17 protein-coding genes are annotated in these 26,655 nt (G+C 72.9%); 8 read left to right on the top strand and 9 right to left on the bottom strand.

Annotation, left to right across the window (positions count from 1 at the left end):
* Positions 1-5 precede the first annotated feature (5 nt).
* From ACGFU6_RS00525 to ACGFU6_RS00510, 4 genes are read left to right on the top strand one after another with little or no spacing between them, the layout of a single operon-like run.
* Complete coding sequence (locus ACGFU6_RS00525; protein ID WP_393607181.1) at positions 6-761, top strand: toll/interleukin-1 receptor domain-containing protein; 756 nt, start codon at positions 6-8, stop codon at positions 759-761.
* Complete coding sequence (locus ACGFU6_RS00520) at positions 758-2,758, top strand: hypothetical protein (RefSeq protein WP_393607179.1); 2,001 nt, start codon at positions 758-760, stop codon at positions 2,756-2,758. Before ACGFU6_RS00525 ends, ACGFU6_RS00520 begins: the two co-directional genes overlap by 4 nt.
* The gene (locus ACGFU6_RS00515) at positions 2,755-3,867 is read left to right on the top strand and encodes a hypothetical protein (protein ID WP_393607177.1); all 1,113 of its coding nucleotides are present in this window, start codon (positions 2,755-2,757) and stop codon (positions 3,865-3,867) included. The genes ACGFU6_RS00520 and ACGFU6_RS00515 overlap by 4 nt, the downstream gene beginning before the upstream one ends.
* Positions 3,857-4,339 (top strand): hypothetical protein, encoded by a 483-nt coding sequence (locus tag ACGFU6_RS00510; protein ID WP_393607175.1) that lies wholly within the window; start codon positions 3,857-3,859, stop codon positions 4,337-4,339. The genes ACGFU6_RS00515 and ACGFU6_RS00510 overlap by 11 nt, the downstream gene beginning before the upstream one ends.
* Here ACGFU6_RS00510 and ACGFU6_RS00505 read toward each other — a convergent pair.
* The 8 genes from ACGFU6_RS00505 to ACGFU6_RS00470 all read right to left on the bottom strand — a co-directional run bounded on the left by ACGFU6_RS00505 (position 4,311) and on the right by ACGFU6_RS00470 (position 20,691).
* Complete coding sequence (locus tag ACGFU6_RS00505) at positions 4,311-5,726, bottom strand: DHA2 family efflux MFS transporter permease subunit (protein ID WP_393607173.1); 1,416 nt, start codon at positions 5,724-5,726, stop codon at positions 4,311-4,313. The genes ACGFU6_RS00510 and ACGFU6_RS00505 overlap by 29 nt on opposite strands.
* Positions 5,723-15,703, bottom strand: coding sequence for an amino acid adenylation domain-containing protein (locus ACGFU6_RS00500; RefSeq protein WP_393607171.1), 9,981 nt, complete (start codon positions 15,701-15,703; stop codon positions 5,723-5,725). Before ACGFU6_RS00500 ends, ACGFU6_RS00505 begins: the two co-directional genes overlap by 4 nt.
* Position 15,704: 1 nt before the next feature.
* Complete coding sequence (locus ACGFU6_RS00495; RefSeq protein WP_393607169.1) at positions 15,705-16,490, bottom strand: ABC transporter ATP-binding protein; 786 nt, start codon at positions 16,488-16,490, stop codon at positions 15,705-15,707.
* On the bottom strand, positions 16,487-17,428 hold the full coding sequence (locus tag ACGFU6_RS00490; protein ID WP_393607787.1) for a FecCD family ABC transporter permease: 942 nt from the start codon (positions 17,426-17,428) through the stop codon (positions 16,487-16,489). Before ACGFU6_RS00490 ends, ACGFU6_RS00495 begins: the two co-directional genes overlap by 4 nt.
* Before the next feature lie 50 nt (positions 17,429-17,478).
* A complete protein-coding gene (locus tag ACGFU6_RS00485; protein WP_393607167.1) occupies positions 17,479-18,504 on the bottom strand; it encodes a FecCD family ABC transporter permease in 1,026 nt (341 codons plus the stop codon).
* Complete coding sequence (locus tag ACGFU6_RS00480; protein WP_393607166.1) at positions 18,501-19,499, bottom strand: ABC transporter substrate-binding protein; 999 nt, start codon at positions 19,497-19,499, stop codon at positions 18,501-18,503. Before ACGFU6_RS00480 ends, ACGFU6_RS00485 begins: the two co-directional genes overlap by 4 nt.
* A gap of 104 nt (positions 19,500-19,603) precedes the next feature.
* The gene (locus ACGFU6_RS00475) at positions 19,604-20,455 is read right to left on the bottom strand and encodes a siderophore-interacting protein (RefSeq protein ID WP_393607164.1); all 852 of its coding nucleotides are present in this window, start codon (positions 20,453-20,455) and stop codon (positions 19,604-19,606) included.
* On the bottom strand, positions 20,452-20,691 hold the full coding sequence (locus ACGFU6_RS00470; protein WP_393607162.1) for a phosphopantetheine-binding protein: 240 nt from the start codon (positions 20,689-20,691) through the stop codon (positions 20,452-20,454). The genes ACGFU6_RS00475 and ACGFU6_RS00470 overlap by 4 nt, the downstream gene beginning before the upstream one ends.
* A 463-nt stretch (positions 20,692-21,154) precedes the next feature.
* On the opposite strand from ACGFU6_RS00470, the gene ACGFU6_RS00465 reads away from it, so the two are divergent.
* From ACGFU6_RS00465 to ACGFU6_RS00450, 4 genes are all read left to right on the top strand, one after another.
* On the top strand, positions 21,155-21,985 hold the full coding sequence (locus tag ACGFU6_RS00465; RefSeq protein ID WP_393607160.1) for a 2,3-dihydro-2,3-dihydroxybenzoate dehydrogenase: 831 nt from the start codon (positions 21,155-21,157) through the stop codon (positions 21,983-21,985).
* A gap of 54 nt (positions 21,986-22,039) precedes the next feature.
* Positions 22,040-23,245: an isochorismate synthase DhbC gene (dhbC, locus tag ACGFU6_RS00460; RefSeq protein ID WP_393607158.1), complete on the top strand. Its 1,206-nt coding sequence runs from the start codon at positions 22,040-22,042 to the stop codon at positions 23,243-23,245.
* Positions 23,242-24,867 carry a (2,3-dihydroxybenzoyl)adenylate synthase gene (locus tag ACGFU6_RS00455; RefSeq protein ID WP_393607156.1) on the top strand — a complete coding sequence of 542 codons (1,626 nt, stop codon included), beginning with the start codon at positions 23,242-23,244 and terminating at the stop codon, positions 24,865-24,867. The genes dhbC and ACGFU6_RS00455 overlap by 4 nt, the downstream gene beginning before the upstream one ends.
* An 82-nt stretch (positions 24,868-24,949) precedes the next feature.
* Positions 24,950-25,582 (top strand): isochorismatase family protein, encoded by a 633-nt coding sequence (locus ACGFU6_RS00450; protein WP_393607154.1) that lies wholly within the window; start codon positions 24,950-24,952, stop codon positions 25,580-25,582.
* A gap of 82 nt (positions 25,583-25,664) precedes the next feature.
* Here ACGFU6_RS00450 and ACGFU6_RS00445 read toward each other — a convergent pair whose 3' ends face one another.
* A complete protein-coding gene (locus tag ACGFU6_RS00445; RefSeq protein ID WP_393607786.1) occupies positions 25,665-26,600 on the bottom strand; it encodes an NADP-dependent oxidoreductase in 936 nt (311 codons plus the stop codon).
* Between the last annotated feature and the right edge of the window lie 55 nt (positions 26,601-26,655).

Raw genomic sequence — 26,655 nt, 5'->3', positions numbered from 1 at the left:
TCGTCATGACCGACGTCTTCATCAACTACCGCACGGGGGACGGCGAGAAGACCGCCGCCCTGATCGACCAGGAGCTCTCGCGCCGCTTCGGGAGCGGACGGATCTTCCGGGCCTCGAAGTCCGTCGCACCCGGTCGGCCCTACCCCGACGACCTGCTGAACGGCCTGCGGCGCAGCAGCGTACTCCTGGCGGTCATCGGTCCCGACTGGACGAACTTCCGCGAGCGGCTGCGCGATCCGCAGGACTGGGTGCGCCGGGAGCTCGTCGAGGCGTTCGCCCGTGAGCTTCCGGTCGTCCCCGTACTGGAGGGCCGCAAGACGGACCGGCTCAGCAAGAAGGACCTGCCCGGCGAACTGGCCCGGCTCGCCGACCTCCAGTCCATCGCGTTCAGTACACAGGACACCGGGGCCGGACTGAAACGTCTCGGCGATGTGGTGGCCGACATGGTCCCCGGACTGCACGACCTGGACCTGGACGACGCCGCCTCGCTCGTTCCCGACTCCGTGGTGAACACGGTCGGGGACGTGAGCGGAACAGCCGTCCAGAGCCGCGACTTCACCGGAGACGTCGGCGGCACCGTCGTCAAAGGCGCGGGTGGACCGGTCCACACGGGTCACGGCGACATCTACCAGAACTCGCGCCACGACTCGGGCGGACGGCACTTCTCCGGCAACGGGATGACGTACTTCGAGGGCGACCAGCATGGCGGCATCCAGCACCGCTTCGGCGAACCGGACCGGCGCGAGGACGACGTTCGGTGAGCGAGCGCAGCAGCACACGGGTCGAGGGCGCACAGGGCCCCATGCACACCGGCAGCGGCAACATGTACGTCACCGTCGGCCCTGATCTGGGGGATCCGGGCCGGCCGTCCTTCCGCCGGATCGCCGACGACCAGCTCACATGGCTGCGTCGGGTGCTGGTCGCTCCGAGCGGCATGGGCGCGGCCCGTGCCGAACTGGCCGATACCGGCACGGTGATCCTGGACGGCTTGCCCGGAAGCGGCCGAACCTCCGCGGCCCGGGTGCTCCTGCGCGAGTCCCATCGGGACTCCGGCGTCTTCCGCGAGCTCCTGCCGGGCGAGGAGGGCGAGCTGTCCCTCACGGACCCGGGTCTGGTCGGGTCCGGCGACCGATTACTGCTGGATCTGTCGGCGGCCGACGCCGCTCGATGGGCTGCGGCCCGGTCCGGACTCCCCGCTCTGCGTAAAGCCGTGCACGATCAGCACGCGCGTCTCGTGGTCGTCATGCCGCACGGCGGCGTCCTTGAATCCGACCTCCAGCGCAACCGGGTCGTGATCGATGACCCACCCGGCCTCAACGTCTTCCGGCGCCACCTGCGGATGCACGGTGTGCCGTGCGAGCGGTATCTGCGGCCCGACCCCACCGTGGACGAATTCCTCCGCGAGCGCAGGCCGATGCGGGAGATCGCGGACTTCGCCGACCTGGTACGACGGGCCCGCGGGGCAGCGCGGACGGGCGACGGATTCCCGCAGTGGTGCGCGACGGCGCTCAGGTCACGGGCGGACCGGCGAAACGATGTCGCCGCTCTCGTCGCACGTCTGCGGGAGAGCCCTCAGCGGGCCCTCCTGATTGCCGTGGCCATGCTGCACGGCGCACACGCCGACGTCATCCACGGTGCGACCCAGCTTCTGCTGGGCGTTACCGGGTCCCCGCCCGAGGGATTCCCGCTGCTCCAGCGCAGGGACCTCGCCGAGCGTCTGACGGAGATCTCCGCGGAGACCGGACCGGACGGGCACGTCCGGTTCACGGAACTGGACTACGACTCCGCGGTCCGCACCCACTTCTGGGACCACATGCCGGACCTGCGGCAGCATCTGGGCGTCTGGACCGCGCGCAGCATGGACCTGGACGGAACACACGTCACCCGGGGACTCCGCGACGGGATGGTGACCCAGCTGGCCGGACAGTATCTGCGGACGGGGCACGGAGAGGGGCTGGCATCCCTCGCTGAGGAGTGGGGATCCACCGGCGCGAGCCGCGCCGGGCTGGAGGCGGCCGTACAGGCCCTCACCTGCGGCCTGAACGATCCCGCGCACGGCAGGCACTTCCGCGAAAGGGTCTATCAGTGGTGCGCCAACAGGCGGCTCCAGGGAGAGTTCGCCCAGGTGCTCGTCCAGGTGTGCGCCGATGTCATCGCGTCGAGCCATCCCGACCAGGCCCTGCTCCGCCTCTACTACCTGGCCTGCCGCGAACCCGACACCACGCATGCGCTCAGAGCGCTGTGCGAACTGGTGGACACGAGCCACCGACTGCGCCGGCGGCTGCTGAACCGGCTCGCGGGACCAGCACTCGCACCGGCGGAACTCGGCATCTTCCTGTCGGTCTGCGCCCCGGAGCCGCTCACCGACCCGTACGACAACGGGCGCGCGCTGGTCGAGGAGAGTGCCGTGCGAGGCGCCTTGATGGCCTGCTGGCGGGACGTACTGGGAGATCTGCCACAGAGCGGCTGGCAGCCGCAGGCCCGACGCTGGCTGTACACGGCGGCCTTCGGCGACCGCCTCGGTGGCATCCTGCTCGACGTCCTCGTCGAAGCGGCCGACCGGTGCGGCAGCCGCCGGGGCGCGGCTTTCGCCGCGTTGTACGCGAGCGCCCGCGATGCCGAACCCACCGCCCCGTTCGGATCCGCGTACGCCGCGGAGACCACTGACCTGCTGTTCCAGAAGATCTGTGCGGCGCAGGGCCTCGGCCGGCCGACCACACCGCCGCAGGCGGAATCTGCGAGGGAGACCGAATCATGACGACCGGATGCAGGACGACGACTGTCTTCCTCACTGTTCTGTGCGGGCTGCTGCTGACCATTCTGGGTCTCACGGAGCGATGGCCGCTGTGGGCGTGGCCGGTCCTGGCAGTGGTCCTCGGCGCCGCGCCGGCCGTGGCCTTCAGGATCGCCGCGCGCCGTCGCGGACCCACGCGGATCACGTTCGAGGAACAGCTCACCGCGGCTCCTGTCGAGCGCAGGGAACACCATGTCAGCCGTATCGCACTGCCCAGTCACTGGGCCGATTACGACTTCCTGATCTCGGCGACCGTTCGCTGGTACCCCTTCGACACGTCCGACGACGATCCCGTGCTCAACCCGGCGGGCCTCGCCGTCGAAGCGGTGCTGGACCGGGCCCGTGCGATCACCGAATGGCGCGAGCCCGGCCGGGTGTCACTCGTGCAGCACGAGCTGAGCGGTGCGCTCAGCCGGATGCGTCCGGACAGCACCGGGCACCTCCAGGCGATGGCGGAGAACGTGACGCTCACCCTGCACGAACACGACCAGGAGCGCCTGGACAGACTCGCCGGAGTCCGCAAGGACAAGGCGGTCTGGGAGCACCAGCGCAAGTACGAACAGAGCAAGCGCAAGTACTTGGGTGAGGACGTGCTCAAGGACACCGGCAGTGCGGTGGTCTGGTGGCTCGCCAAGAACGATGATCATGTGGAGAAGACCGTGGCCGACCTGGGCCTTCTTGCCCGACTCGCGTCCGCGGCCAACGACACCGATGTCCCTGACCGGCTGCGCGATCTGATTCCCGGGCAGCGCGGGGACGAGGAGTTCCGGGCGTTGCTGGAAGATCGGAGCGCCTCCTTCGAAGCGCCGCCGACGGCCGCGGACCTTCTCGCGGACGGGCTGAAAGCGCTGGACTTCCCCGACGGGGATCCGCGGCGGGCGATCCTGGCGAAACAGATGGCCGAAGTCATCCGGACGCAGGATCAGCACGAGACGGCTGACGAGGTGCTGAGCCGGTTCGGCCCGCAGGCGACGTTCACACCGGACGTCGCGGACCCGGCCCCGGACTCCCCCGGCGGCGTGACCGGTAGGGCGTTCCCGCCCCGGCCTCGGGAGGAGGACGATGGACGCTGAACCGGCCGCTCTCGCCGCTGCGGGAGCATCCACCCTGGTCTCGCTGATGGTCACCGACGCCTGGGCGCAGGCGCGTCAGCTCGTCGGCCGGCTCGTCACACGCGGCTCGTCGGACGGTGCCTCGGTCGCGGAGCTGGACGCCGCACGGGCCGGACTGCTCGCAGCCGACGCCCGCGACCGCGCGCGGGCCACCCGGGAGATCACCGCCCAGTGGCACGTCCGCCTGCACGACCTGCTGCGGACAGGCGCCGTCACCGGGGAAGACCTGCGCGAACTGCTGGCCTCGCTTCAGCGGATCACGGACGCCGCCGGGCCGGGCCCGGTCACCGTGCACAACAGCATCACCGGCGGTGTGCACGAAGGACCGGTGATTCAGTCGGGCCACATCACCGGACTCACCTTCCACATCCGTGATCCGGCCGCCGCAAGGCCGGACAACGGCCTCAGGCCTTTTCCGGAGCCCCCTTCCTGACCCCCGTCCTGGGCAGTCTCGTCGCCCCCGCCGCGGCGAACAGGCAGAAGCCGAGGACCCACCAGAAGGTGTCGGCGAACGCGGCGGGGATGTCGGGGCCCCGGGCGGACAGGCGGTTCTGCAGGACCACCGCGAGGGCGGCGGTGCCGATCGAGCCGCCGACCGTGTTGAGCAGGTTGAGTGCGCCGGAGGCCCGTGGGAGGTGTTCGGGTTCGATGCGGCTGTAGACGATGTTCATCACGGGTGCGCCCACCATGGCCATGCCGAAGCCGCGGACCGCGAGCGATGCGGCGACCGCCGCGTCCGGGAGGCCGTGGTGGAGCTGAGTGAAGGGGGCGGTGCCGGCGAGGATCAGCACGATTCCGGTGACCACCAGGGTCCTGGGGGCGACCTTGGTGATGGTGCGGGTGACCAGGACCGATCCGGCCGCCGCGCCGAGTCCCTGTGGTGCGAGGAGCAGTCCGGCCGCCCAGGCGGACATGCCCCGGCCGGTCTGGAAGTAGAGCGGGAGCAGGAACATCGTGCCGAACACCGACGCGCCCAGGACGAGCAGGGCGACGGCGGCGGCGCCGAAGGGGGGTCTGGTGAAGAGGCGGGGGTCGACCAGGGGTGTGCGGCGGGTCCGCAGGCCGTGCACGGTGAAGGCGGCGAGCATCGCCAGCCCCGCGCACACACCGGCGGTGGCCGGTACGGTGCGGCCGTGGGCGACCTCGGTCAGGCCGAACACCAGCACGGCCAGGCCGGGTGAGAGCAGCAGGGCCCCGCGCAGGTCGAACGGCGTCCGCCGCTCGGCCGCGGGCACCGCCGGCACGTAGCGGCGGGCCAGCAGGGCGGCGGTCAGGCCGATCGGCAGGTTGACCAGGAACAGCCACGGCCAGGGCGCCACGGAAAGGATGGAGCCGCCGGCCAGCGGACCGAACACCGGTGACAGCAGCGGGACGACCGCGACGACGCTGATCACCCGCCCGGTGCGGCCGGGGCCCGCGACGCGGGCCAGCAACGCCTGCCCGGTCGCGGGCAGCAGGCCGCCGCCGAGGCCCTGGATCACCCGGAACACGATCAGGCTGGTCACCGACCAGGCCGACGCGCAGAGCACCGAGCCGAGCAGGAAGACGCCCACGGCGGCGAGCCACGTCCGCCGGCCGCCGAACCGGTCGGCCAGCCAGCCGGACGCGGGCACGGCTGCGACCACGGCCAGCAGGTAGGCGGTGGTGACCCACTGGATCTCGGCGACGGACACGTCGAACTCGTCGGTGAGACGGTCGATTCCGACGCTGACGATCGTGGCGTCCAGGGTCGCCATGAAGGTGCCGAGTACCAGGATGAAGGCGATCCGCAGCAGTTCCCGGTCGACCCGCTCCTGCGGCGGTGCGGCGTTCGCGCTCATCGGCCCTCCAGGAGGCCGAGCACGTCGTCGTCGAGGTGCTCCTCCATGCCGCGGAGCAGGCCGAGCAGTTCCGCCGCGAGTCCGGGGACGGTGATCCGGTGGGCGAGGACGCCGGTCCAGCCGTCGCCGTCCGGCATGACGGTCAGGGTCACCGGGTGGTGGGTGGCCTCGCGGAAGCGGGTTGCGACGACGGTGAGTCCGGGGGCGGGTGCGCGGAGCCGGTCCGGGTCGACGGGGTAGTTCTCGAACACCACCATGGTGTCGAACAGCCTGCGCCGGCCGGTCAGCCGTTCCAGTTCGGACAGGGGTACGTGGTGGTGCTCGATCAGCGCCCGCTGCCGGGACTGCAGCCGGGCGAGCGTCTGCGCGAGGGTGCCGTCGAGCCGGGCCCGTACCGGCACGGTGTTGGCCAGCAGCCCGATGATCTCCTCGACGCCCTCCAGTTCCGGCGGGCGGCAGGACACCATCGCGCCGAAGCAGACGTCCGCGTGGCCGGAGCGGCGGGCGAGCAGCACCGCCCAGGCGCCCTGGACCAGCGTGTTCGGGGTGAGTCCGCGCCGGGCGGCGAGACGGGTGAGGCCGGCCACCAGCTCCGCGTCGAACTCGATGACCTCGGGTTCCTGCCAGGCCGGGCCCGGCTGCCCGCCGCCCAGGTAGTCGCCCTCGGGCAGGCCGTCGAGTTCGGCCGCCCAGGCGTCGAGGCCGGGCTCGCGCTCGGCGCACCAGCGCAGGTAGCCGGCGAACGGGACGGGGGCCGGCAGCTCCGGGGCAGCGCCGCGCACCCTCGCCGTGTACAGGGCGAACAGCTCGGTGAGGATGCGCGGGGCCGACCAGCCGTCGGAGAGTACGTGATGGCTGGTCAGGACCAGGTCGGCGCGTTCGGGGCCGCGCCGGATCACGGTGAGCCGCAGGAGCGGGCCGCGGGCGAGGTCGAACGGTTCGGCGAGGTCGGCCGCCAGCACCTCGTCGGCGGGGCCGTCGGCCACCCGGAAGTCCGGACGGGGCGACTGCGGGATCACCGCCAGGTCGGCGGGGAACACGGCGGCGAGGTTCGGATGGCGTTCCAGCAGGTCGGTGCCCGCGGCGCGCAGGGCGTCGAGGTCGAGCGGGCCGGCGAGGGAGAACGACGACTGGACGGTGTACGGGTCGGGCCGCTCGGTTCGCGAGTGCCGCAGCATCACCTCCTGCAACGGGGTCAGTGGCTGCACGTCGGCGGCCGGGCTGCTGTTGTCGAGGGCGCTGATCTCGGAGGCGGCCGCGATACGCAGGAGCGCGGCCCTGAGGTGTCCGGCCAGTTCCTCGGCCTCGGCGTCGGTGAACAGCGCGGACGGCCAGGTGATCCGGATCCCCAGCGCGTCGTCGCGTACCAGGGCGTTGACCATCAGGCTGTACGGCAGGGGCATCGTGTCCGAGCCGTTGGAGCCGAGCGGGCCGGCGTCCGGGGGTGCCTGCCAGGGCGTCTCCCGGTCCGGGGCGCCGGGGTAGCGGCCGAGGTAGTTCCAGGCGATCTCCGGTTCCACGGGGTCCAGCAGGCCCGCCGAGGTGAGGATGGAGTGGCCGAGGCCGTCGCCCTGGGCGCGCAGCCGCTCCCTGACGGCCTTCACGTCGTCGCCCGCTTCGAGCCTGACGGGGTGGATGGCGGTGAACCAGCCGACGGTCTGGGAGAGGTCGACCTGCCGGGGCCGGCCGTGGCTCTCCAGGGCGACCAGTACCTCGGGTGTTCCGCGCCAGTCCCGTACCGCTTGGGCGAGCGCCGTCAGCAGGACGGCGTCCGGCGTGGTGCGGTGGGCGGCCGGCAGGGTCGTGATCAGGGCGCGGGTCGGTGCGGCGTCGAGCCGGATCTCGTGGTGCCTCGCGGTGGCCACGGTATCGCGGGCGGGGTCGAGGGGGCGGGTGAGCGCCGGGGTCGCGGTCATCCGCCGCCAGTGCGGGAGTTCGGCGCTCCGGTCGGCGTCGCGCAGCGATCGCGCCCAGCCGAGGAAGGACTGGCCGTGCCGGGTCAGCGTCCCGCCGGAGTGGGCGTGCTCCAGGTCGTCCAGCAGGACGCGCCAGGACACCCCGTCGACGATCAGGTGGTGGGCGATCAGGACGAGACGGCCCGGCCGGCCGGGTCCGGCGTCCAGCCACACCGCGCGCAGCAGCGGACCGGTGCGCGGGTCCATCGCTTCGCGGGCCGCGGCGATCGCGTTGTCGGCCGGGGCGCGCAGGTCGCCGGAGGCCGGTAGGCGGGTGAGTACGTCGGCGGCGGTCACCGCGCCGGCCGGCGGGATGTGCAGCGTGTCGCCGGACAGGTGGGCCCGCAGTACGTCGTGGCGGGTCAGCAGCGCGTCGATGACGGAACGCCAGGCCGTCTCGTCGCCGCCCGGCGGGACGCAGACCTCGACCCACTGGCAGAATCCGTCGGCCGCTGTTCCCGCCCGGCGCAGCAGGTCGCGCATGACCGGGGTCAGCGGGGCGTTGCCGGTCGTGGGGGCCTGTCCGGCGTCGAGGGCGGCGGCGCGCTTCGCGATCCCGGCGACCGTCTCTCCCTCGAACACGTCCTTGGCGGTCAGGCCGAGTCCCTGGCGGCGGGCCCGCGACACCACTTGCAGCGAGACGATGCTGTCCCCTCCGATGGCGAAGAAGTCGTCGTCGGGGCCGATGTCATCGGTGCCGAGGACGTCGCGGAACACGCCGAGCAGGACGGCTTCGGCCCGGGTCGCGGGTTCGCGCCGGGCGGCCGCCCCGGTCTCGGGGGCCGGCAGTGCCGCGGAGTCGAGCTTGCCGCTGGGGCTCAGCGGCAGGCGGTCGATCGGTACGAGGGCTGTCGGCACCATGTGGTCGGGCAGTTCCCGGGCCAGGTACGCGCGGACCTGCGCGGTGTCGAGGTCGGCGGCGTCGGTGGGGATGACGTAGCCGACGAGCCTGCCCTCGCGGACGATGACGGCGCAGGCGCGCACGTCGGGGTGGCCGGTCAGGGTGGACTCGATCTCGCCGAGTTCGACGCGGAAGCCTCGGATCTTGATCTGGTGGTCGGCGCGGCCCAGGAACACCAGCTGTCCGTCCGGCCGCCACCGCACCAGGTCGCCGGTGCGGTACATGCGTTCGCCGGGCGGGCCGAACGGGTCGGCGACGAACGCGGCGGCGGTCAGGCCGGGGCGGCCGAGGTAGCCGCGGGCCAGGCTCGGCCCGGCGAGGTAGAGCTCGCCCGTCACGCCGGTGCCGGCCGGCTGGAGTCCGCCGTCCAGGACGTAGGCGCGGACGTTGGGGTCGGGGCGGCCGATCGGCAGCGGTCCGGTGTCGTCCGGGTCGTACTGCCAGGTGACGGAGTTGATGGTGACCTCGGTCGGGCCGTAGGCGTTGAACAGCGCCCGGCGGCCCTCGCCCCAGCGTCGCGCCAGCTCGGGATCGAGGCGTTCGGCGCCGACGACGAAGAAGACGTCGGGGCCGACGGTGCGGTCGTCGGGCATCGCGGCCAGGAACGACGGCAGCAGGTTCACTCCGGTGACCCGGTGTTCGGTGATGTAGTCGAGCAGTTCGTCGCCGGGGACCCGAACCTCTTCGGGTGCGATCACGGACGTGCCGCCGGAGAGCAGCGGCACCATGGTCTGCCAGAACGCGACGTCGAAGCCGGTCGAGGCGAAGTGCAGGTAGCGGTCGTGCTCGGTGACGCCGACGACGTCCTCCTGGAGGGCGATCAGGTCGGGCACGCCGCGGTGGGTGACGCCGACGCCCTTGGGCCGTCCGGTGGTTCCGGAGGTGTAGATGACGTAGGCGAGCGCATCCTCGGTGAGCCGGGCGCGGGCCTCGGCCGGGTCGGTGCCGGGGAAGGACGCGAGGGTGGCCGGGTCGTCCAGGCGCAGGACCGGGATGTCGCGGTCGACGGGCAGTCCGGCGCCGGTGGTCACGACGGCGGCCGGGGCGATGTCGTCGAACATGTAGGCCAGCCGCTCGCGCGGGTAGCTCTCGTCCATCGGTACGTACACGGCACCGGCCTTGGTCACGCCGAAGAGTGCGACGGTCATCTCGATGTCGCGTCCGGTCAGTACGGCGACCGGGTCCTGGGGCCGTACCCCGTGTGCGATCAGTGCCCGGGCAAGGCGGTTGGCCTGCCGGTCCAGTTCCTCGTAGCTCAGGCTGCGGTCGCGGCAGACCAGCGCCTCGGCGGCGGGCCTGCGCCGCACCCAGCCGGCGAACTCCTCCAGCCAGTGGCCTCGTTGCTTGGCGGGTACGGCGTCGGTGCCGGTGCGCAGCATCTGTGCCCGCTCGTCGGCGTCGAGCGCGGGGAGACGGAGCGCGGGCCGTGCCGGGTCGTCGACGATCTCGGTCAGGAGGTTGCGCAGCCAGCGGCCGTAGTCGCGCACGGTCCGCGCGGTGAAGGCGCGCGGCTGGTAGCCGAGGCCGATGGTGATCTCCTCGTCCGGGATCACGATGACGGTCAGCGCGTAGTGGGTGGCGTCGGTGATGTCCACCCCGGCGAGGTCGAGGCCGGGGGTGAGCGGGGTCCGCTTGCGGCTGGAGAGCGGGAAGTTCTCCATGACGAGCATCGTGTCGAACAGTTCTCCTACGCCCAGCGCCCGCTGGATCCCGGGCAGTCCGACGTGGTGGTGCTCGGCCAGTGCGACGCTCTCGGCGTGCACCTGGGCCATCAGGGCGGCCGCAGTCTGGTCCTGGGTGTGCCGGACGCGTACCGGGATCGTGGTGCCGAGCTGGCCGATCATCGACTCGACGTCGTCGACCTCGGCGGGGCGCCCGGAGACCGGGCAGCCGAACACGACGTCGCGGCGGCCGGTGAGCCGGCCCAGCAGCAGGCCCCACGCGGTCTGGAGCACGGTCGTCAGGGTGACGCCCCGGTCGCGGGCGAACGCGCGCAGCCGGCCGCTGAATTCGGCGCCCAGTGCGACAGTTTCGCGGCCGGGCCGCTCGACGCCGGACTCGACGCGCGCGGGGGCCAGCCTCGTCGCGTCGTCCACGCCGGCCAGCGCGTCCCGCCAGGCGGTGAGTGACGCCTCCCGGTCACGGCCGGCCAGCCAGCGGAAGTACTCGGACAGGGGTGGGGCGGCCGGTGCGGCGGGGCCGCCGCTCAGTTCGGCGTAGAGGGCGAGCAGGGTGCGGCCGACCAGCGGCATCGACCAGCCGTCCAGCAGGGCGTGGTGGTTGGTGATCACCAGCTTGTGCTCGGCGGGCCCGACGCGGGACAGCAGGAAGCGGATCAGCGGCGGCCTGGCCGGGGCGAAGGGTTGCTCCAGATCGGCGCGGGCCGCTTCGGGGAACCGGTCGTCCTGCCGCCATTCCAGGGCGACTTCGGCGGGGATGACCTGGACCACGTCGTCCCCGGCGGTGCCCAGGTACACCCGTAGTGCGGGGTGGCGGCGCAGCAGTTCGCGGGCGGCCTCGGCCATCCGGCCGGGATCCAGCTCGCCGGCCAGGGTGGTGACGGCCTGGACGACGTAGACGTCGGTGTCCTGCTCGTCGCGGACCAGGGTGTGGAAGGAGAGCCCGACCTGGAGCGGGGTGGCGGGCAGGATGTCGGCGATGGGGCCGGTGCGTTCGAGGGCGTCGATCGCGGGCTGGTCGAGGCCGACGAGCGGGAGGTCGGACGGGGTGAGCCCGCCCTCGGTGTGCAGCGCGTGCGCGGCCAGCGCGTCCAGGGCGGCGGCCCAGGACTGCTGGAGGGCCGTCACGGCGGCGGCGCCGAGCACTCCGGTCGCGGCGGTCCATTCGACGGCGAGCCGGGGCGCGCCCTCCTCGTGGACGAAGCAGTTGAGGGCCAGGATCTGCTCCAGGGCCTTGGCTCCTGGCTCGGTCACCGAGAAGGCGTCGCGCTCCGGCAGGCGCCAGCCGCTGGCGGCCGGCGGGGCGAAGCGGCCGAGGTAGTTCAGCAGGACGTCCGGCGGCGGGGTGGCTGCCAGCGCGGGTCCGGCCTCCGGGTCGAGGTGGCGCAGGACGCCGTAGCCGACGCCGCTGTCGGGGACGCCGCGGCGGGCCTCCTTGGCGGCGCGCAGGGCCTGCCCGACGTCGTCGGACGCGGGGACGCGCACCGGGTACTCGCTGGTGAACCAGCCGACCGTGCGGGCCAGGTCGAGGTGTTCGCGGCCGTGGCCCTCCATCGAGACGGTCAGCGCGTCGTCCCGCAGGCCCCAGCCGCGCAGGGCGAGCACGAGTGCGGTGAGCAGCACCTCGTCGACACCGGCGCGGTAGGCGGCGGGCAGCGTGGTCAGGAGCGCCTCGGTGGCCTCGGCGGAGGCGACGGTGACCGAGCGGTGGGCGGTGGAGACGGTGTCCCGGGTCCGGTCCAGCGGCCGGGCGCCGAGCCGGGACGCGGCGGCGAGCGCGGTGTGCCAGTAGTCGAGTTCGCCGCGTCGCGCGCCGGATGCGCCCTGCTCGGCGAGGAGTGCGGCGTGCCGCCGCCAGGACGACCCGACCGGTTCGAGGGTGCCGCCGGTGCAGGCCGTGTGCAGGTCGGGGAGCAGGATGCGCCAGGAGACGCCGTCCATGGCGAGGTGGTGCACGACGACGACCAGCCGGTCCGCGGTGTCCTCGCCGGTACGGAGCAGGGCCGCCCGCAGCAGATCGCCGGAGCCCGGGTCGAGTTCGGCAGCCAGTCGCTCCGCCAGCGCGGTCACGTCCTGGCCGCGGACCTCGTCGACGACGGGCCGGACCGAGCCGCGCGGGAGGATCTCCAGTCCTTCGGCCACCCGCAGGCGCAGTGCGTCGTGGTGGTCGAGCACGGTCTGTACGCCGGTGACCAGGTCGTGGCGGGCGAGTTCGTCGACGTGCAGCGCGGTCCACTGGGCGTATCCGGCGACGGTGCCGGTGTCGGGGTGCGGGTCGAGCAGGCCGCGCACGATCGGCGGCGCGGGTACCGGCCCGACCGGGTCGTCCGCCTCCTCGGGCGCCCGGGTCAGCGGTTCGGCCCCGGCCGCCAGCGCGGCGAAGGTGCGGCGGGCCAGCAGGTCCCGGGGGCGCAGCGAGAGGCCCGCCGCCCGCAGCCGGCTGCTGACCGTGATCGCGGTGATGCTGTCGCCGCCGAGGGCGAAGAAGTCGTCGTCCACGCGGACGCGTTCGACGTCCAGCACCTCGGCGAGGACCGCGCACAGCAGCCGCTCGGGTTCGGTGCGGGGCTCGCGGCCCCCGCCGCCGGGCAGCACGGGCGCGGGCAGGGCGGCGCGGTCGAGCTTGCCGTTGGGGGTGAGCGGCAGCCGGTCCAGCACCACGACCGCTGAGGGCACCATGTGCTCGGGGAGCCGTTCGGCCAGGTGGGCACGGGCCGCGTCCGGGGTGAGCGAGTCGGAGACGATGTAGCCGGTCAGCCGGGACGAGCGCACTCCGGCGGCCGCCGCGGTGACCCCGGGCAGTGCGGCGAGGGCCGCCTCCACCTCTCCGGTCTCCACCCGGTGGCCGCGGATCTTGACCTGTCCGTCGCCCCGGCCCCGGTACTCCAGGCCCCGGCCCGGCACCCACCGGGCGAGGTCGCCGGTGCGGTACATGCGTGCGCCGGGCGCGCCGAACGGGTCGGCCACGAAGCGTTCGGCGGTCGCCCCGGGCATGCCGAGGTAGCCGCGTGCGAGGTGCGGTCCGGCCAGGTAGAGCTCGCCCGCCGTGCCGTGCGGGACCGGCTGCAGCGCGCTGTCCAGGACGTAGGTCCGGGTGCCGGCGAGCGGGTGGCCGATCGTCGGCTCGTCGCCCTCGATCCGTGCGGTGGTGCTGTCCACGGTGGCCTCGGTCGGCCCGTAGATGTTGCGTGCGGTGACGCCGGATTCGGTGACCCGCCGCCACAGGGCGGGCGCGGTGGCCTCGCCGCCGAGGACCAGGAGCGTGGGGCTCAGGTCCAGCAGCCCGCCCTCGATCAGCGGTGCGGCCATCGACGGGGTGGTGTCCACGACGTCGATGCCGTCGTGGGCGTAGACGGCGAGCAGTGCCTCGGCGTCGCGGGCGGTCTCGGTGTCGTAGACGTGCAGTTGGTGCCCGCACAGCAGCCACACCAGGTGGTCGAAGGCGGAGTCGAAGGCGAAGGAGTAGGTGTGCGCGACGCGCAGTTGCCTGCCGGCGGCACGCTCTGCCTCGGCCACCACGGTGGACCGCTGGTGGTGCAGCAGCGAGGCCAGCCCGCCGGCCCGGCCGAGTACGCCCTTGGGACGTCCGGTCGATCCGGAGGTGTGGATGACGTAGGCCAGGTGCTCGGGGTGGCGGGGTCCGGCCAGTTCACCGGCCGTCAGGGGCGTGCCGGAGAGCCGGGCCGCCTCGTCGAGCAGGGTTTCCCACGGCAGCCCTTCGGTCGCGCCGGCGGTCAGCACCAGTGCGGGGCGGGTGTCCTCGATCAGTTCACGCAGCCGCTCGGGCGGGTGTGCGGCGTCCAGCGGCAGGAACGCGGCGCCGGCGTCCAGTACGGCCAGCAGCGCGACGACCGAGTCGGCCGAGCGGGGCAGCGCGAGCGCCACCACGTCGTCGGGGCCGATCCCGCGGGCCCGCAGCGCACGGGCCACCCGGTGCACCCGGTCGGCCAGGTCCGCGGCGGTCAGCCGTTCGTCGCCGCAGACCAGGGCGGTGCGCCCGGGGCCGGCGGCGGTCATCGCGGCAAACGCGGCCGGCAGGTCCGGCGGTGTGCCGGGCAGGGCGGGCGGGCACCACTGCTCGGGCAGCCGGTCCGCGTCGCCGGTCAGGGCGATCCGGCCGACGGGCAGTCCGTCGGTCAGCCCGGAGAGCAGGGCGAGGAGCCCGGACAGCAGCGCGTCGACGGCGGCCTGGTCCTTGGAGCGGGCGTCGACCTCGAAGCCGAGCAGCAGCCCGCCGTCCCGGGTCGGCAGGACGCTCAGGCCCATGTCCTCCGGCGGTCCGCCCGCGACGTTGCGCATCACGCCGCCGGCCCCCGCGAAGTCGATCGCCAGGTCGAACGCCTTGAGGTTGATGCCGCGTCCGTGCAGCAGCGCGCCCGCGCCGGGCGCTCCGAGGTCCCTGGGCAGGTCCTCGCCCCGGTAGCGCTGGTGCTCACGCATCTCGCGCATGGCGGCGGCGACCCGCCGGCTCAGCTCCCCCAGTCCGTCCCCGCCGCGCACGGTGACCCGCAGCGGCAGTACGTTGACGGCCATGGCGGGGGTGCGCAGTTCGGCCGAGCCGGCGCGGCACATCAGCGGCAGTGCGAACACCAGGTCGGTGCGGCCGAGCATGCGGTGCAGGAAGGCTGCGTAGCAGGCGATCAGCGCCTCGCCCCAGGCGACGCCCTCCCGGCCGGCGAAGGCGCGCAGCCGGGCGGTCTCCTCGGGGGTGACGACGGCGCGGGCTGTCAGCGTCCGGACGGGCCCGGCACCGTCGGTCGCCGGGGCCGAGGCTCCGTGGGCGTCGTCGAGTTCGGGCAGCGGGGTGAACCGCTCGACCCAGTACGCGCGGTCCTCGGTGAACCGGTCGCTCTCCCGGTAGGCCCGGTCGGCGGCCACGAGGTCCGCGAACCCGCCGAACGTCGACCTGGCCGGTTCCGTCCCGCGCACCAGGGCGGTGTAGCGGGCGGCGGTGCGCCGGGCGAGCATCGCGGCGGTGTAGCCGTCGAAGACGAGGTGGTGGCCGAGCTGGGTGTACCAGACCTCGTGCTCGGACAGCCTGATGACGGTACGTGCGTAGAGCACCCGGTCCACCATCCCCCGGCATGCCTCGCCCGCCCGCGCCCGCTCGGCCTCGACGAGCGCCTGGGCCGCGGCGGCGGGATCGGCCGCGCCGCTGACGTCGACCACCTCGGGCAGCGCCACTGGTTCCGCGCTCACCGCCTGGCGCGGCCCGTCCGGGGTGTCGTACACCCGCAGCCGCAGGGTCTCGGCCTCCTCGGTGGTGGCGCGGACCGCCTCGGCCAGCGCGTGCGCGTCGACCGGCTCGGTGCCGGATATCTCCACCACGTCGCCGACCACGTAGTACGGCGATTCGGGCTCCAGGCGCTGCGCGTTCCAGATTCCCGACTGGGCACTGGTCAGGGCGAGAAGGCCGTCCGAGGGCGCGCTTGCGGTGCTCAACTTACTCTCCTTGAAGTGTGGGTACGACCATCGGCGTGCCGGTCACGGGGTCGGGGACGATGACGCTCGGCAGGTCGAACACGTCCTTGATCAGCGCGGCGTCCACGATCTCCCCGGGGACGCCCTCGGCGACCACCCGGCCGTCCTTCATGGCGACCAGGTGGTCGGCGAACCGGCAGGCCTGGTTGATGTCGTGCAGGACGGCGACCACCGTGCGGCCCTCGTCGCGCAGCCTGGCGAGCAGTCCGAGCAACTGGTACTGGTGGGTGATGTCGAGGAACGACGTCGGCTCGTCGAGCAGCAGGTAGGACGTCTGCTGGGCGAGCACCATGGCCATCCAGACCCGTTGGCGCTGTCCGCCGGACAGCTCCTGCACCGGCCGGTCGTGCAGGTCCTCGACGCCGGCGGCGGCCATGGCCCCGGTGACGGCGTCCTCGTCCTCGGCGGACCACAGGGCCAGCATCGACTGGTGCGGGAACCTGCCTCGGCCCACCAGCCGGCGGACCTTGATGTCGTCGGGTGCCAGGGGGTCCTGCGGCAGGAAGCCGAGCTGTCTGGCCAGCGCCTTGGTCGCGTAGCCGCCGACGTCGCGGCCGTCGAGTTCCACCTGCCCCGAGCCGGGGCGCAGCAGCCGCACCAGCGCACTCAACAGGGTTGATTTTCCACAGGCGTTGGGTCCCACGATGGCGGTGAATGCGCCGTCGGGGATGTCGAGGCTCAGCCGTGTGGACACGACGCGTTCTCCGTAGCGCAGGGTGATCTCCCGCGCTTTCAGGCGTGCGGTCACGCGCGCCTCACCTCCTTGGTCAGCAGCCAGATCAGATAGCAGCCGCCGATCGCGGTGCTCACCACGCCGACGGGCAGCGCGACGGGCGCCAGCAGCATCTGGGCGATCAGGTCGGCGCCCTGGAGCAGCACCGCCCCGGTCAGGGCGGCCGGCAGCAGTGGTATGCCGGCGGCGCCCGCGAGCCGGCGGCCGATCTGCGGGGCCGCCAGGGCGATGAAGGCGATCGGTCCGGCCACGGCGGTCACCGTGGCGGTGCAGCCGACGCCCACCAGCACCATCAGCAGTCGCAGCCGGCCGAGGCCGACGCCGGTGGTCACTGCGATCGCGTCTCCGAGCGAGGCCTGGTGCATGGAGTGCGACCAGGCCGCCATCAGGGCCAGCAGCACGGCGATCACCGTGAACGGAATCCCCAGGTCGGACCAGCCCACACCGTTGAGCGAGCCGGCGCTCCAGCCGACGGCGGCGATCGCCACCTCCAGTTCGGCGCGCAACACGATCCACGAGTTGACCGCGGTCACCATGGCGTTGAACGCGATGCCGATGACCACCAGCCGCAGCCCGGAGAATCCGCTGCGCAGCGAGAGCAGGTAGATGGCGGCCGCGACGAGCAGTCCGCCGAGCACCGAGCCGGTGGCCAGTTGCGCGGATGTGCCCGACAGCACGGTCATGGCGACCAGGGCGCCGGTGTAGGCGCCCGCGTCGAGGCCGATCACGTCCGGGCTGCCCATCGGGTTGCGGGTGAGGTTCTGGAAGATCGCCCCCGCCACTCCGAGCGCGGCGCCGAACACCAGCCCGGCCAGCACCCGGGGCAGCCGCCAGTCCCGGATGACCACGGAGTGGTCCGCCCCGCTGAGTGCGGCGAACACCTTGCCCGGGGAGGACCACGACGCCCCGTAGCAGAGCCCGAGCAGGCCCAGGGCGAGCATCAGGGTCACCATCACGGCGACGAGTACCACCGTGCGGCGTTCGACCCCGGGTCCGATCGGTTTCACAGTGCCCCCGCCCCGTAGCGGCGAACGGCCCAGATCAGCATGGGTCCGCCGAGGAAGGCGGTCACGATGGCCACCGGCACCTCGCCGGTCGGCAGCAGGATCCGTGAGCAGATGTCGGCGACCAGCAGGAGGATCGGGCCCAGCACCATCGTGTAGACGATCAGCCAGGGCACCGAGCCGCCCGCCGGCCTGCGGACCAGGTGCGGCACGATCAGCCCGACGAAGAGGATGGGCCCGGCCACCGCGGTCGCCGCCCCGCTGAGCACGGTGATCAGTACGAGGGCCGCGGCCCGGACCCGGCCCACACCGGCGCCCAGGGTGTGCGCCACGCTCTCCCCGAGCGTCAGGGCGTTGAGCGCCCGGCTCAGCAGTAGCGCGCCGAGCAGGGACACCCCGATGGCGGTCAACGGCACTGCCAGCGGGGTCTGTTCGCGGCCGGCCAGCGATCCGACCGACCAGAACCGGTAGCTGTCGAAGGTGTCCGGGAGCATCAGCCGCATGCCCAGGGCGATGCCGCCCAGCACTGCGGTCAGGGCGACGCCGGTGAGCACGAGACGCAGCGGTGAGCTCTGCCCGACGGCCGCGACCAGCAACGCCGCGAGTACGGAGCCGGTGATCGCGAAGCCGAGTTCGCCCGCCTGGCCGGTGGCCAGTCCGAGCGCCGAGCCGACGGTGACGGCGAACCCGGCGCCCGCGGTGACCCCGAGGATGCCGGGCTCGGCCAGCGGGTTGCGGGCCAGCGTCTGGATCAGCGCACCGGCCACCGCGAGCGCGGCGCCCACGGCGACGGCCAGCAGCGCGCGCGGCGCCCGGATGTCCCGGACGATGACGTGGTCGTCACCGTCGCCCCGGAAGTCCAGCAGTGCCCGCACGACTTCGGCGGGCGGAACGTGGCGGGCCCCGACGCCCATGCTGAGTACGGCGACCGCCGCCAGCAGCACCAGTCCGCCGGCGAGCAGTCCGATCTGTGGCGCGGCCCGCCCGGATGCCGCCGCCCGGAGCGCGCGGCCCGCGACGGTCACCGGTTCAGCAGCGGAGCGAGCGACTCGTCGATCGCGTCCAGGGTCTTCAGGGCTTCCCCGTAGGTCGCGGCCTCGGTGTAGCGGAACGGGAAGGCCTTCTTGGCCTTGACGGCGGGGAGGTTCTTCCAGAGCTTGGAGTCCAGGACGTACCTGACGGGCTTGGGGACGCTGCCGTCGGCGTTGACCGAGTACGTCATGACGTCGGCCTCGCGGAACGCGGCCGGGAGCTCCTCGATGGACGGGTACTCACTGACCGACTGGGAGCCCGGCCCCGACTTCTTGACCTTGCCGTAGTACTTCGCCCCGATGTCGTCCGCGATGTTGGTTCCCCACGAACCGTCGAACTCGCGCTGGAAGGTGCCCTTGGCGGCGTCACCGTACGCGCCGACGTGGCCCAGCTCGAGCTGGGGCAGCACGTCCTTGTACTTCTTGGCCAGCGCGGCGGCCTTCTCCTCGTAGGTGTGCTTCGCCACGTCGAACTGCCCCAGCGCACCGGCGGCGTCGGCCTGCTTGCGGGACAGCTCGCGCCAGGCGGACGGCACGGTCGGGCCGATCGCCACGACGGGGGCGATGGACTCCAGCCGCTTGATGTCGATGTCGCCGAGGACGGGTGCGGGGACCCCGATGATGATGAGGTCGGGCTCGGCCTCGGCCACCGCCTCGTAGTTGGTCTCGGCCGCCTGCTCACCCGCCACCTTGGGGAGCTTCTTGTACGTGGCGAGGTCGCCCTTGGTCATCATCGGCTCGCCGCGCTGCCAGGACGAGATCCCGACCAGCGGTGCGTCGGCCTCGATCATGGCGGGCACGGCGTAGCCGGTGGCGACGACCCGCTTCGGGTGCGCCGGGATGGTGATCTTGCCGTTGTCCGCGGCGAACACCCGGGTCTTCGTCTCCCCCGAGGCGTCCGACCCGCCGTCCGACGACGACCCGCACGCGGTCAGGAGGAGGGCCAGCGACACTGCGCCGACGAGGCCGGACGATCTGCGTATGGACATGCGATTACTCCTTGATACTTAGGTAAGGCTTACCTTAGTTGATGATCTCCGGGCAGGACAACCACGGCGGCCGGCGCAACGCCCGCCCCCGCGCGGCCGGTCGGTCAGTGGTCGTCCTCGTCGAAGTCGGCCACGCCGCGCTTCCAGTAGCCGGTGATGTCGTGGTCGGCCCTGGCCAGCCGCAGTTCGTCGCGGGCCCAGCGGCGCAGCGGCTTGATCTGCCCCGCCTCGCCGGCGACCCACACGTACGCCCGCTCGCCCTCGGGTACGGTCACCGCGGTCACGGCCCGTACCAGCGCGTCGCCGGTTCCGGGCGGCAGTTCGCCGCGGTGCAGCCAGCGCACCTCGAAGCCCTCGGGCGCCGACAGCTCGATCTCCTGGGTGGCATCGGCGACTTCGATGAACGCCCACCCCTTCGCGCCCCTGGGAAACTCCTCCAGCCGGCGGGCGATCGCGGGCAGGGCCGTGATGTCGCCGGCGAGCAGGTACCGGTCGTAGGTGTCCGGGACGATCAGCCCGCCGGGCGGCCCCGCGAGATGCATGACGTCGCCGGGCCGGGCCGCGTGCGCCCAGTCCGAGGCGAGGCCGCCCGCGTGCGGGGCGATGTCGATGTCGATCTCGCCGGCGTCCGGGTCGTGGCGGCGCACGGTGTACTCGCGCGAGACCAGCGCCGGCCGGGGCCAGCGCAGCATCGCCCCGTTGCGCTCGGGCAGTCGCAGCGTGCCGTCCGGGTCCGGGAAGATCAGCTTCACGTGCTCGTCCGGCGCGTGGGCCTCGAACCCCTCGGTGCCCGCTCCGCCCAGGGTCACCCGCAGCAGGCCGGTGCCGACCATGACGGTGCGCACCACCTCGGTCGCCCGGATGCCGATCGGGTAGCCCACCTTCTCGGCGTGCGGGCCTCTTCGAACCTCCGCGATCCGGTCCAGGTGCCGGTGCCGGTGATCGACCGCGCTCATGCCGGACGACCCGTCAGCAGAGCTGTCCAGTGAGCCAGTTCGGGCTGCTCGGCGAGATCGGGGAACTCCAGCTCGGGCGCCCCCGCGACACGCCAGCGCTCCACCAGGGCCATGATCCGCATCGAGTCGAGGCCCAGGTCGACCAGGTTCTCCTCGGGTGCGATGGCGGCGGGGTCGCAGTCGAGCAGTTCCGCGACATCGGCACGGACGCGTTCGGGCGACAGGGTCTGGTTCATCGGACGGCTCCTGCTGGACGGGCGCCGACGGCGCGGTCGGCACGTCGGCGGCAACGGTTACGGACCACGCCACGGGGCGGCCTGTACACACCCCTGGTCATGGCTGTCACGGGACAAGTCAGCTGCTGCACAGGCCTCTTGACCGGGTTCGCGGGCGAGCCCATCGCAATGCGCGGCAGCTGGAACCGCTCACGCCGACAGCGGCGGAGAAAACCCGCACGTTGCCGCTCGACGGTTCCTCGCACATGGATTCCCCCTCTCCCATTCAAGGTCAGGCAAGGCTAACCTAACCCACGAACGCCGCACACCCGAACACGATCCCGACGCCATCCGCCCCTCGGGCGCACGGCAATTCTGTGACCGACCGTCACATCTGCACGCCCTCAAGCGCATCGACCTCCTCGCGTCAATCAATCAAATAAGTTAGGTTACCCTTACCTAACTACCCCGTAGGAGGTTGCTCATGTATGAGCGCATACCGGGCAGAAACGGCGAGTTCGATGGCCGTACTGTCCTGGTGACCGGTGCCGCACAAGGCATCGGAGCGGCCGTCGCCGAGCTGCTCGCCACCCTCGGCGCCCGGGTCGCCGCTACCGACCGTGCACAGGACGGCATCGATGCCCTGGCCGCTCGGTGGCACCGGCTCCAGGCGAAGATCCCGGGGAGCGAACGTTCGGCGGGCCGACTGGAGCCGTACGTCATGGATGTCACCGAACGGCCTTCGGTGGAAAGCACAGTGGCCCGTGTGGAGCGCGAACTCGGCCCCGTGGAGGTGCTCGTGAACGTCGCCGGCATCCTGCGCACCGGTCCCGCCACCGAACTCTCCTCCGAGGACTGGTCGCAGACCTTCGCGGTGAACACAAACGGCGTCTTCCACGTGTCCCAGACCCTGGCACCGCTGATGGCCGGCCGGGGCAACGGCTGTGTCATCACCGTCGGTTCCAACGCCGCCGGGATCCCTCGCACCGGCATGGCCGCCTACGCCGCGTCGAAGGCGGCGGCCACCGCGTTCACCAAGTGCCTCGGCCTCGAACTCGCCCGCAGCGGCGTCCGCTGCAACGTCGTCGCGCCCGGATCCACCGACACGGCGATGCAACGCGCCCTGTGGACCGATGCCGGCGCGGAGCAGCGGGTCATCGACGGGGACCCCGCCACCTACCGGACCGGCATACCGCTGGGCCGGATCGCCTCCCCCGGGGACATCGCCGACGCCGTCGCGTTCCTCGCCTCGGACCGCGCCCGCCACATCACCTTGCAGGAGCTGTACGTCGACGGCGGCGCGACCCTGCGCTGAACCGCGCCCAGCTCCTTGGTACCCCACTGACGGAACATCGAGAATGGAGTCCCTGTGCCGACGGCATCCCAGGTCGCCACGCACGAACCCCCGGCCGATCCGGCCCACCCGGCCGTAGGCGCGGCCACCTCGCTGCTGGACGGCTACCGGCCCGGCGACCGCTTCCTCGCCACCCCTGGCCGCACCCTGCTGGCATCCGGCGCGGCCCGCCCCGTACCGCACGACAGACGGCCGCTCGACGAGCGGGTGAACGCCACCCTGGCCGAGGCCCGTGCGGCCGGGCAGGAAGCACCCGTGGTCATCGGCGCCATCCCGTTCGACCACGAGGCACCGGCCGCCCTGAGCGTGCCGGCGGCGCTGCGGATCGCGCCGCCGCTCGCCTCCGACCCGCTGATCGCCCTGCCCGTCGGCGTGCCGGGCGCCGCGGAATGGCGGATACGCCCGGTGCCCGGACCCGAGGTCTACGCAGCGGGGGTCGCGGCCGCGGTGGAGCGCATGTGGCGCGGGGAGTTCAGCAAGGTGGTGCTCGCCCGCACCCTCGAACTCACCTCTCCCGCACCGCTGGACCTGCCCGCGATGCTCCAGCGCCTCGCCCGCCGCGACCCCGTCGGCTACACCTTCGCGCTGCCCACCGGGCCGGACCGCACCCTCATCGGCGCCAGTCCCGAACTGCTGGTCTCCCGGCACGGGCAGCAGGTGGTCGCCAATCCGCTCGCCGGGTCGACGCCGCGCAGCAGCGACCTCGCCGAGGACGTCCGCCGCGCCGCCACACTGCTGGAATCCGTGAAGGACCTGCACGAGCACGCGGTCGTGGTGGACGCCGTGCACCAGGCCCTGGCCCCGCACTGCACCGAACTGACCGTCCCCGCCCGGCCGACCCTGATCCGCACCGCCACCATGTGGCACCTGTCGACCACGGTGACCGGCACGCTCGCCTCCCCCGACACCTCCGCCCTGGCGCTCGCCTGCGCCCTGCACCCGACACCCGCGGTGTGCGGCACTCCCACCGCGACGGCCCGTCGGGTCATCGCGGAGACGGAGCCGTTCGACCGGGGGTTCTTCACCGGAGTGGTCGGCTGGGGGGATGCCAACGGCGACGGCGAGTGGGTCGTCACGATCCGCTGCGCCGAGGCCGATGGGCGCACGCTGCGTCTCTACGCGGGAGCCGGCATCGTGGCGGCGTCCGAGCCGGAGGCCGAGACCGCCGAGACGGCGGCCAAGTTCCGTACCTTCCTCAGCGCCGTGGGGGCCCAGCTGTGAGCCCGCACGACGCACCCACCTGGCCGGCCGATTTCGCCGAACGCTACCGGCGGGCCGGCTGGTGGCGCGGAGAGACCTTCGGCTCCATGCTCCGGGAGCGCGCCGAGGCGCACCCGGACCGGATCGCGGTGGTCGACCCGGTCGCGGGGACGCGCCTGAGCTACGCGGACCTGGACCGGCGCGCCGACCGGCTGGCCGCGGGCCTCCTCGCCCGCGACATCACCAAGGGCGACCGGGTGGTGGTGCAACTGCCCAACATCGCGGAGTTCTTCGAGGTGGTCTTCGCGCTGTTCCGGATCGGCGCGCTGCCCGTCTTCGCGCTGCCGGCCCACCGCGAGACGGAGATCTCGTACTTCTGCGAGTTCACCGAGGCGGTCGCGTACGTCATCGCGGCCGAACACGACGGCTACGACTACCGGGAGCTGGCGGCGAAGGCCCGCGCCGGAGCGGACACGCTGCGGCACGTGTTCGTCGCGGCCGGGGACCCCGGCGAGTTCGAGGCGCTGTCCGACGTCGCGGAGAACCCGGTGGGCCACGGCGCCCCGCGCCCGGACGACCTGGCCTTCCTCCAGCTCTCCGGCGGCAGCACCGGCGTACCGAAGCTGATTCCGCGCACCCACGACGACTACATCTACTCGCTGCGCGGCTCCAACGAGATCTGCGGGGTCGACGAGAGCAGCGTCTACCTCTGCGCACTGCCGGCGGCTCACAACTTCCCGCTCTCCTCACCCGGTTCACTCGGCACCCTCTACGCAGGCGGGCGCGTGGTGCTGTGCCCCCGGCCCTCCCCCGAGGCCGCCTTCCCGCTGATCGAACGGGAGAAGGTCACCATCACCGGCCTGGTCCCGCCGCTCGCCCTGCTGTGGACCCGGGCGGCCACCACCACCGCGCACGACCTCAGCAGTCTGGACGTCCTGCTGGTGGGCGGCGCCAAGTTCAGCGAGGAGGCGGCACGGCGGGTCCGGCCGGCTCTCGGCTGCACCCTGCAACAGGTCTTCGGGATGGCCGAGGGCCTGGTCAACTACACCCGCCTCGACGACCCGGTCGAGACGATCGTCACCACTCAGGGGCGGCCCATCTCACCGGACGACGAGATCCTGGTCGTGGACGACGAGGACCGCGAGGTCGCGCGGGGCGAGACGGGCCACCTGCTGACGCGGGGGCCCTACACGATCCGCGGCTACTGGCGGGCGCCCGAGCACAACGCCCGCTCGTTCACCGAGGACGGCTTCTACCGCACGGGCGACGTCGTCCGCGTCACAGGGAGCGGGCACATCGTCGTCGAGGGGCGCGCCAAGGACCAGATCAACCGGGGCGGCGAGAAGGTCGCCGCCGAGGAGGTCGAGAACCACATCCTCGCCCACCCGTGCGTGCACGACGCCAACGTGGTGGCCGAGCCGGACCCGTACCTGGGCGAGCGCGTCTGTGCCTACGTGATCCTGCAGCCGGGCGAGGGCCCGCTGAAGCCGGTGGACATCAAACGGTTCGTACGGGAACGGGGGCTGGCCGCGTACAAGGTGCCGGACCGGGTCGAATTCGTGGAGACGTTCCCGCAGACCGGCGTCGGGAAGATCTCCAAGCGGGACCTGCGGACCGCCGCGGCCGCCGCCCCGGCCGCCTGACCCAGCCGGGACCCGACACCCCCGCACCTACGGGACCCGCCGTCCCGGCCCTCCCCCCAATCCTGAACGGAACCCGAGCACCATGGCCCTGCCCGCCATCGCCCCCTATCCCATGCCGACCGCCGACGAGCTGCCCGCCAACCGGGTCGGGTGGACCGTCGACCCCGCGCGTGCCGTACTCCTCGTCCACGATCTGCAGAACTACTTCCTGTCGGCCTACGACCGCCGGTCCGCGCCGGTACCCGAACTCCTGTCGCACATAGCCGAGTTGAGGAAGGAGGCGAAGCGGCTCGGCATACCGGTGCTGTACACCGCGCAGCCCGGCGGGCAGAGCCCCGACCAGCGCGGCCTGCAGCAGGACTTCTGGGGTCCGGGCCTGCCCGACGACCCGCACGCCGCCGCCATCGCGGATGACATCGCGCCCGACGAGGACGACGTGGTGCTCACCAAGTGGAAGTACAGCGGCTTCGTGCGCACCGATCTCCTGGAGCGGCTGCGTGAACAGGGCCGGGACCAGATCGTCATCACCGGCGTCTACGCCCACATCGGCATCCTGATGACCGCGTGCGATGCCTGGATGCAGGACATCCAGGCCTTCGTGGTGGCCGACGCGGTGGCCGACTTCTCCGCCCGGGACCATGCGATGGCGCTGCGCTGGGCGGCCGGGAAATGCGCCGTCGTCACCAGCACCCGAGCCGTCTTCGGGGGGAACTGACCGGGGCCTCGGTCAGCTCCTGAGCGGCCGCGCGCCGGCGACGTGGGCCGGGCCGGACGGGCGTCACCCTGGCGGGCGGGCGTCACTCGGCCCCGTCCGCCGGTGCGCCGACCACCAGCACCAGCTTCTCCCGTGCCAGACCGGCCTCCCCGGCGCGGTGCGCCTCGGCGACCTCGGTGAGCGGGAAGGTCCGCACGGCCGGGAGCGCGAAGCGCCCGGACTCGATCAGCTCGCCGATCCCGCCGAGCGCGTGGAGCGCGCGTCCGGCGTCGCCGCTGCTGAACCGCACCCCGTGCTCCCGCGCGCCGGCGAAGTCGGCGATGGTGACGACATGCCCGGGGCCGCCCGCGAGCTCGACGAGCTCGGGCAGGACACCGCTCCCGGCCACGTCGAGCGCGAGGTCCACGCCGTCCGGCGCGAGCGCGCGGACCCGCTCGACGAGGCCCTCGCCGTAGGCGACGGGCTCGGCCCCCAGGGAGCGCAGGTACGCGTGGTTCGCGGGGCCTGCGGTGCCGATCACCCGCGCGCCGCGCACCACGGCCAGCTGTACCGCGGCGCTGCCGACGCTCCCGGACGCACCGTTGACGAGCAGCATGCCGCTGGGCGCCGCTCCCGCCCCCACGCCCAGCTGGTCGAGCGCACGCGTGGCCGTCTCGACGGCGGCGGGCAGCGCGGCGGCAGCGGGGAAGCCGAGCGACGGCGGGACCGGCGCGCAGTACGCCAGCACCGCCAGCTCGGCCTGGGCCGCTCCGCCGGCGGAGAACCCGAAGACCCGGTCGCCCACGGCCACGTCCGTGACACCCTCGCCGAGCTCGTCGACGATGCCCGCCGCCTCGTAGCCCATGGTCTGCGGAAGCTCCTGATCCATCAGCCCCTGGCGCTTCTTCCAGTCGCCGGCGTTGATTCCGGCCGCTCGCACAGCGATCCGGACCTGCCCGGGGCCGGGACGGGGATCGGGGAGATCCACGATCTCCAGGACCTCGGGGCCGCCGAACCGGCTGAAACGGACTGCCTTCATCATGCGCTCCGATCTCGACCCAGGGTGTCGCGGTTGCCGCGGGCACGGCAGTCTC

Origin of the sequence: Streptomyces sp. NPDC048462, from assembly GCF_043200175.1 — a bacterium.
Classification (GTDB): Bacteria; Actinomycetota; Actinomycetes; order Streptomycetales; family Streptomycetaceae; genus Streptomyces.
Note: the sequence above shows the minus strand (reverse complement) of the source record. Positions and strands in the feature narration are given on the sequence as shown.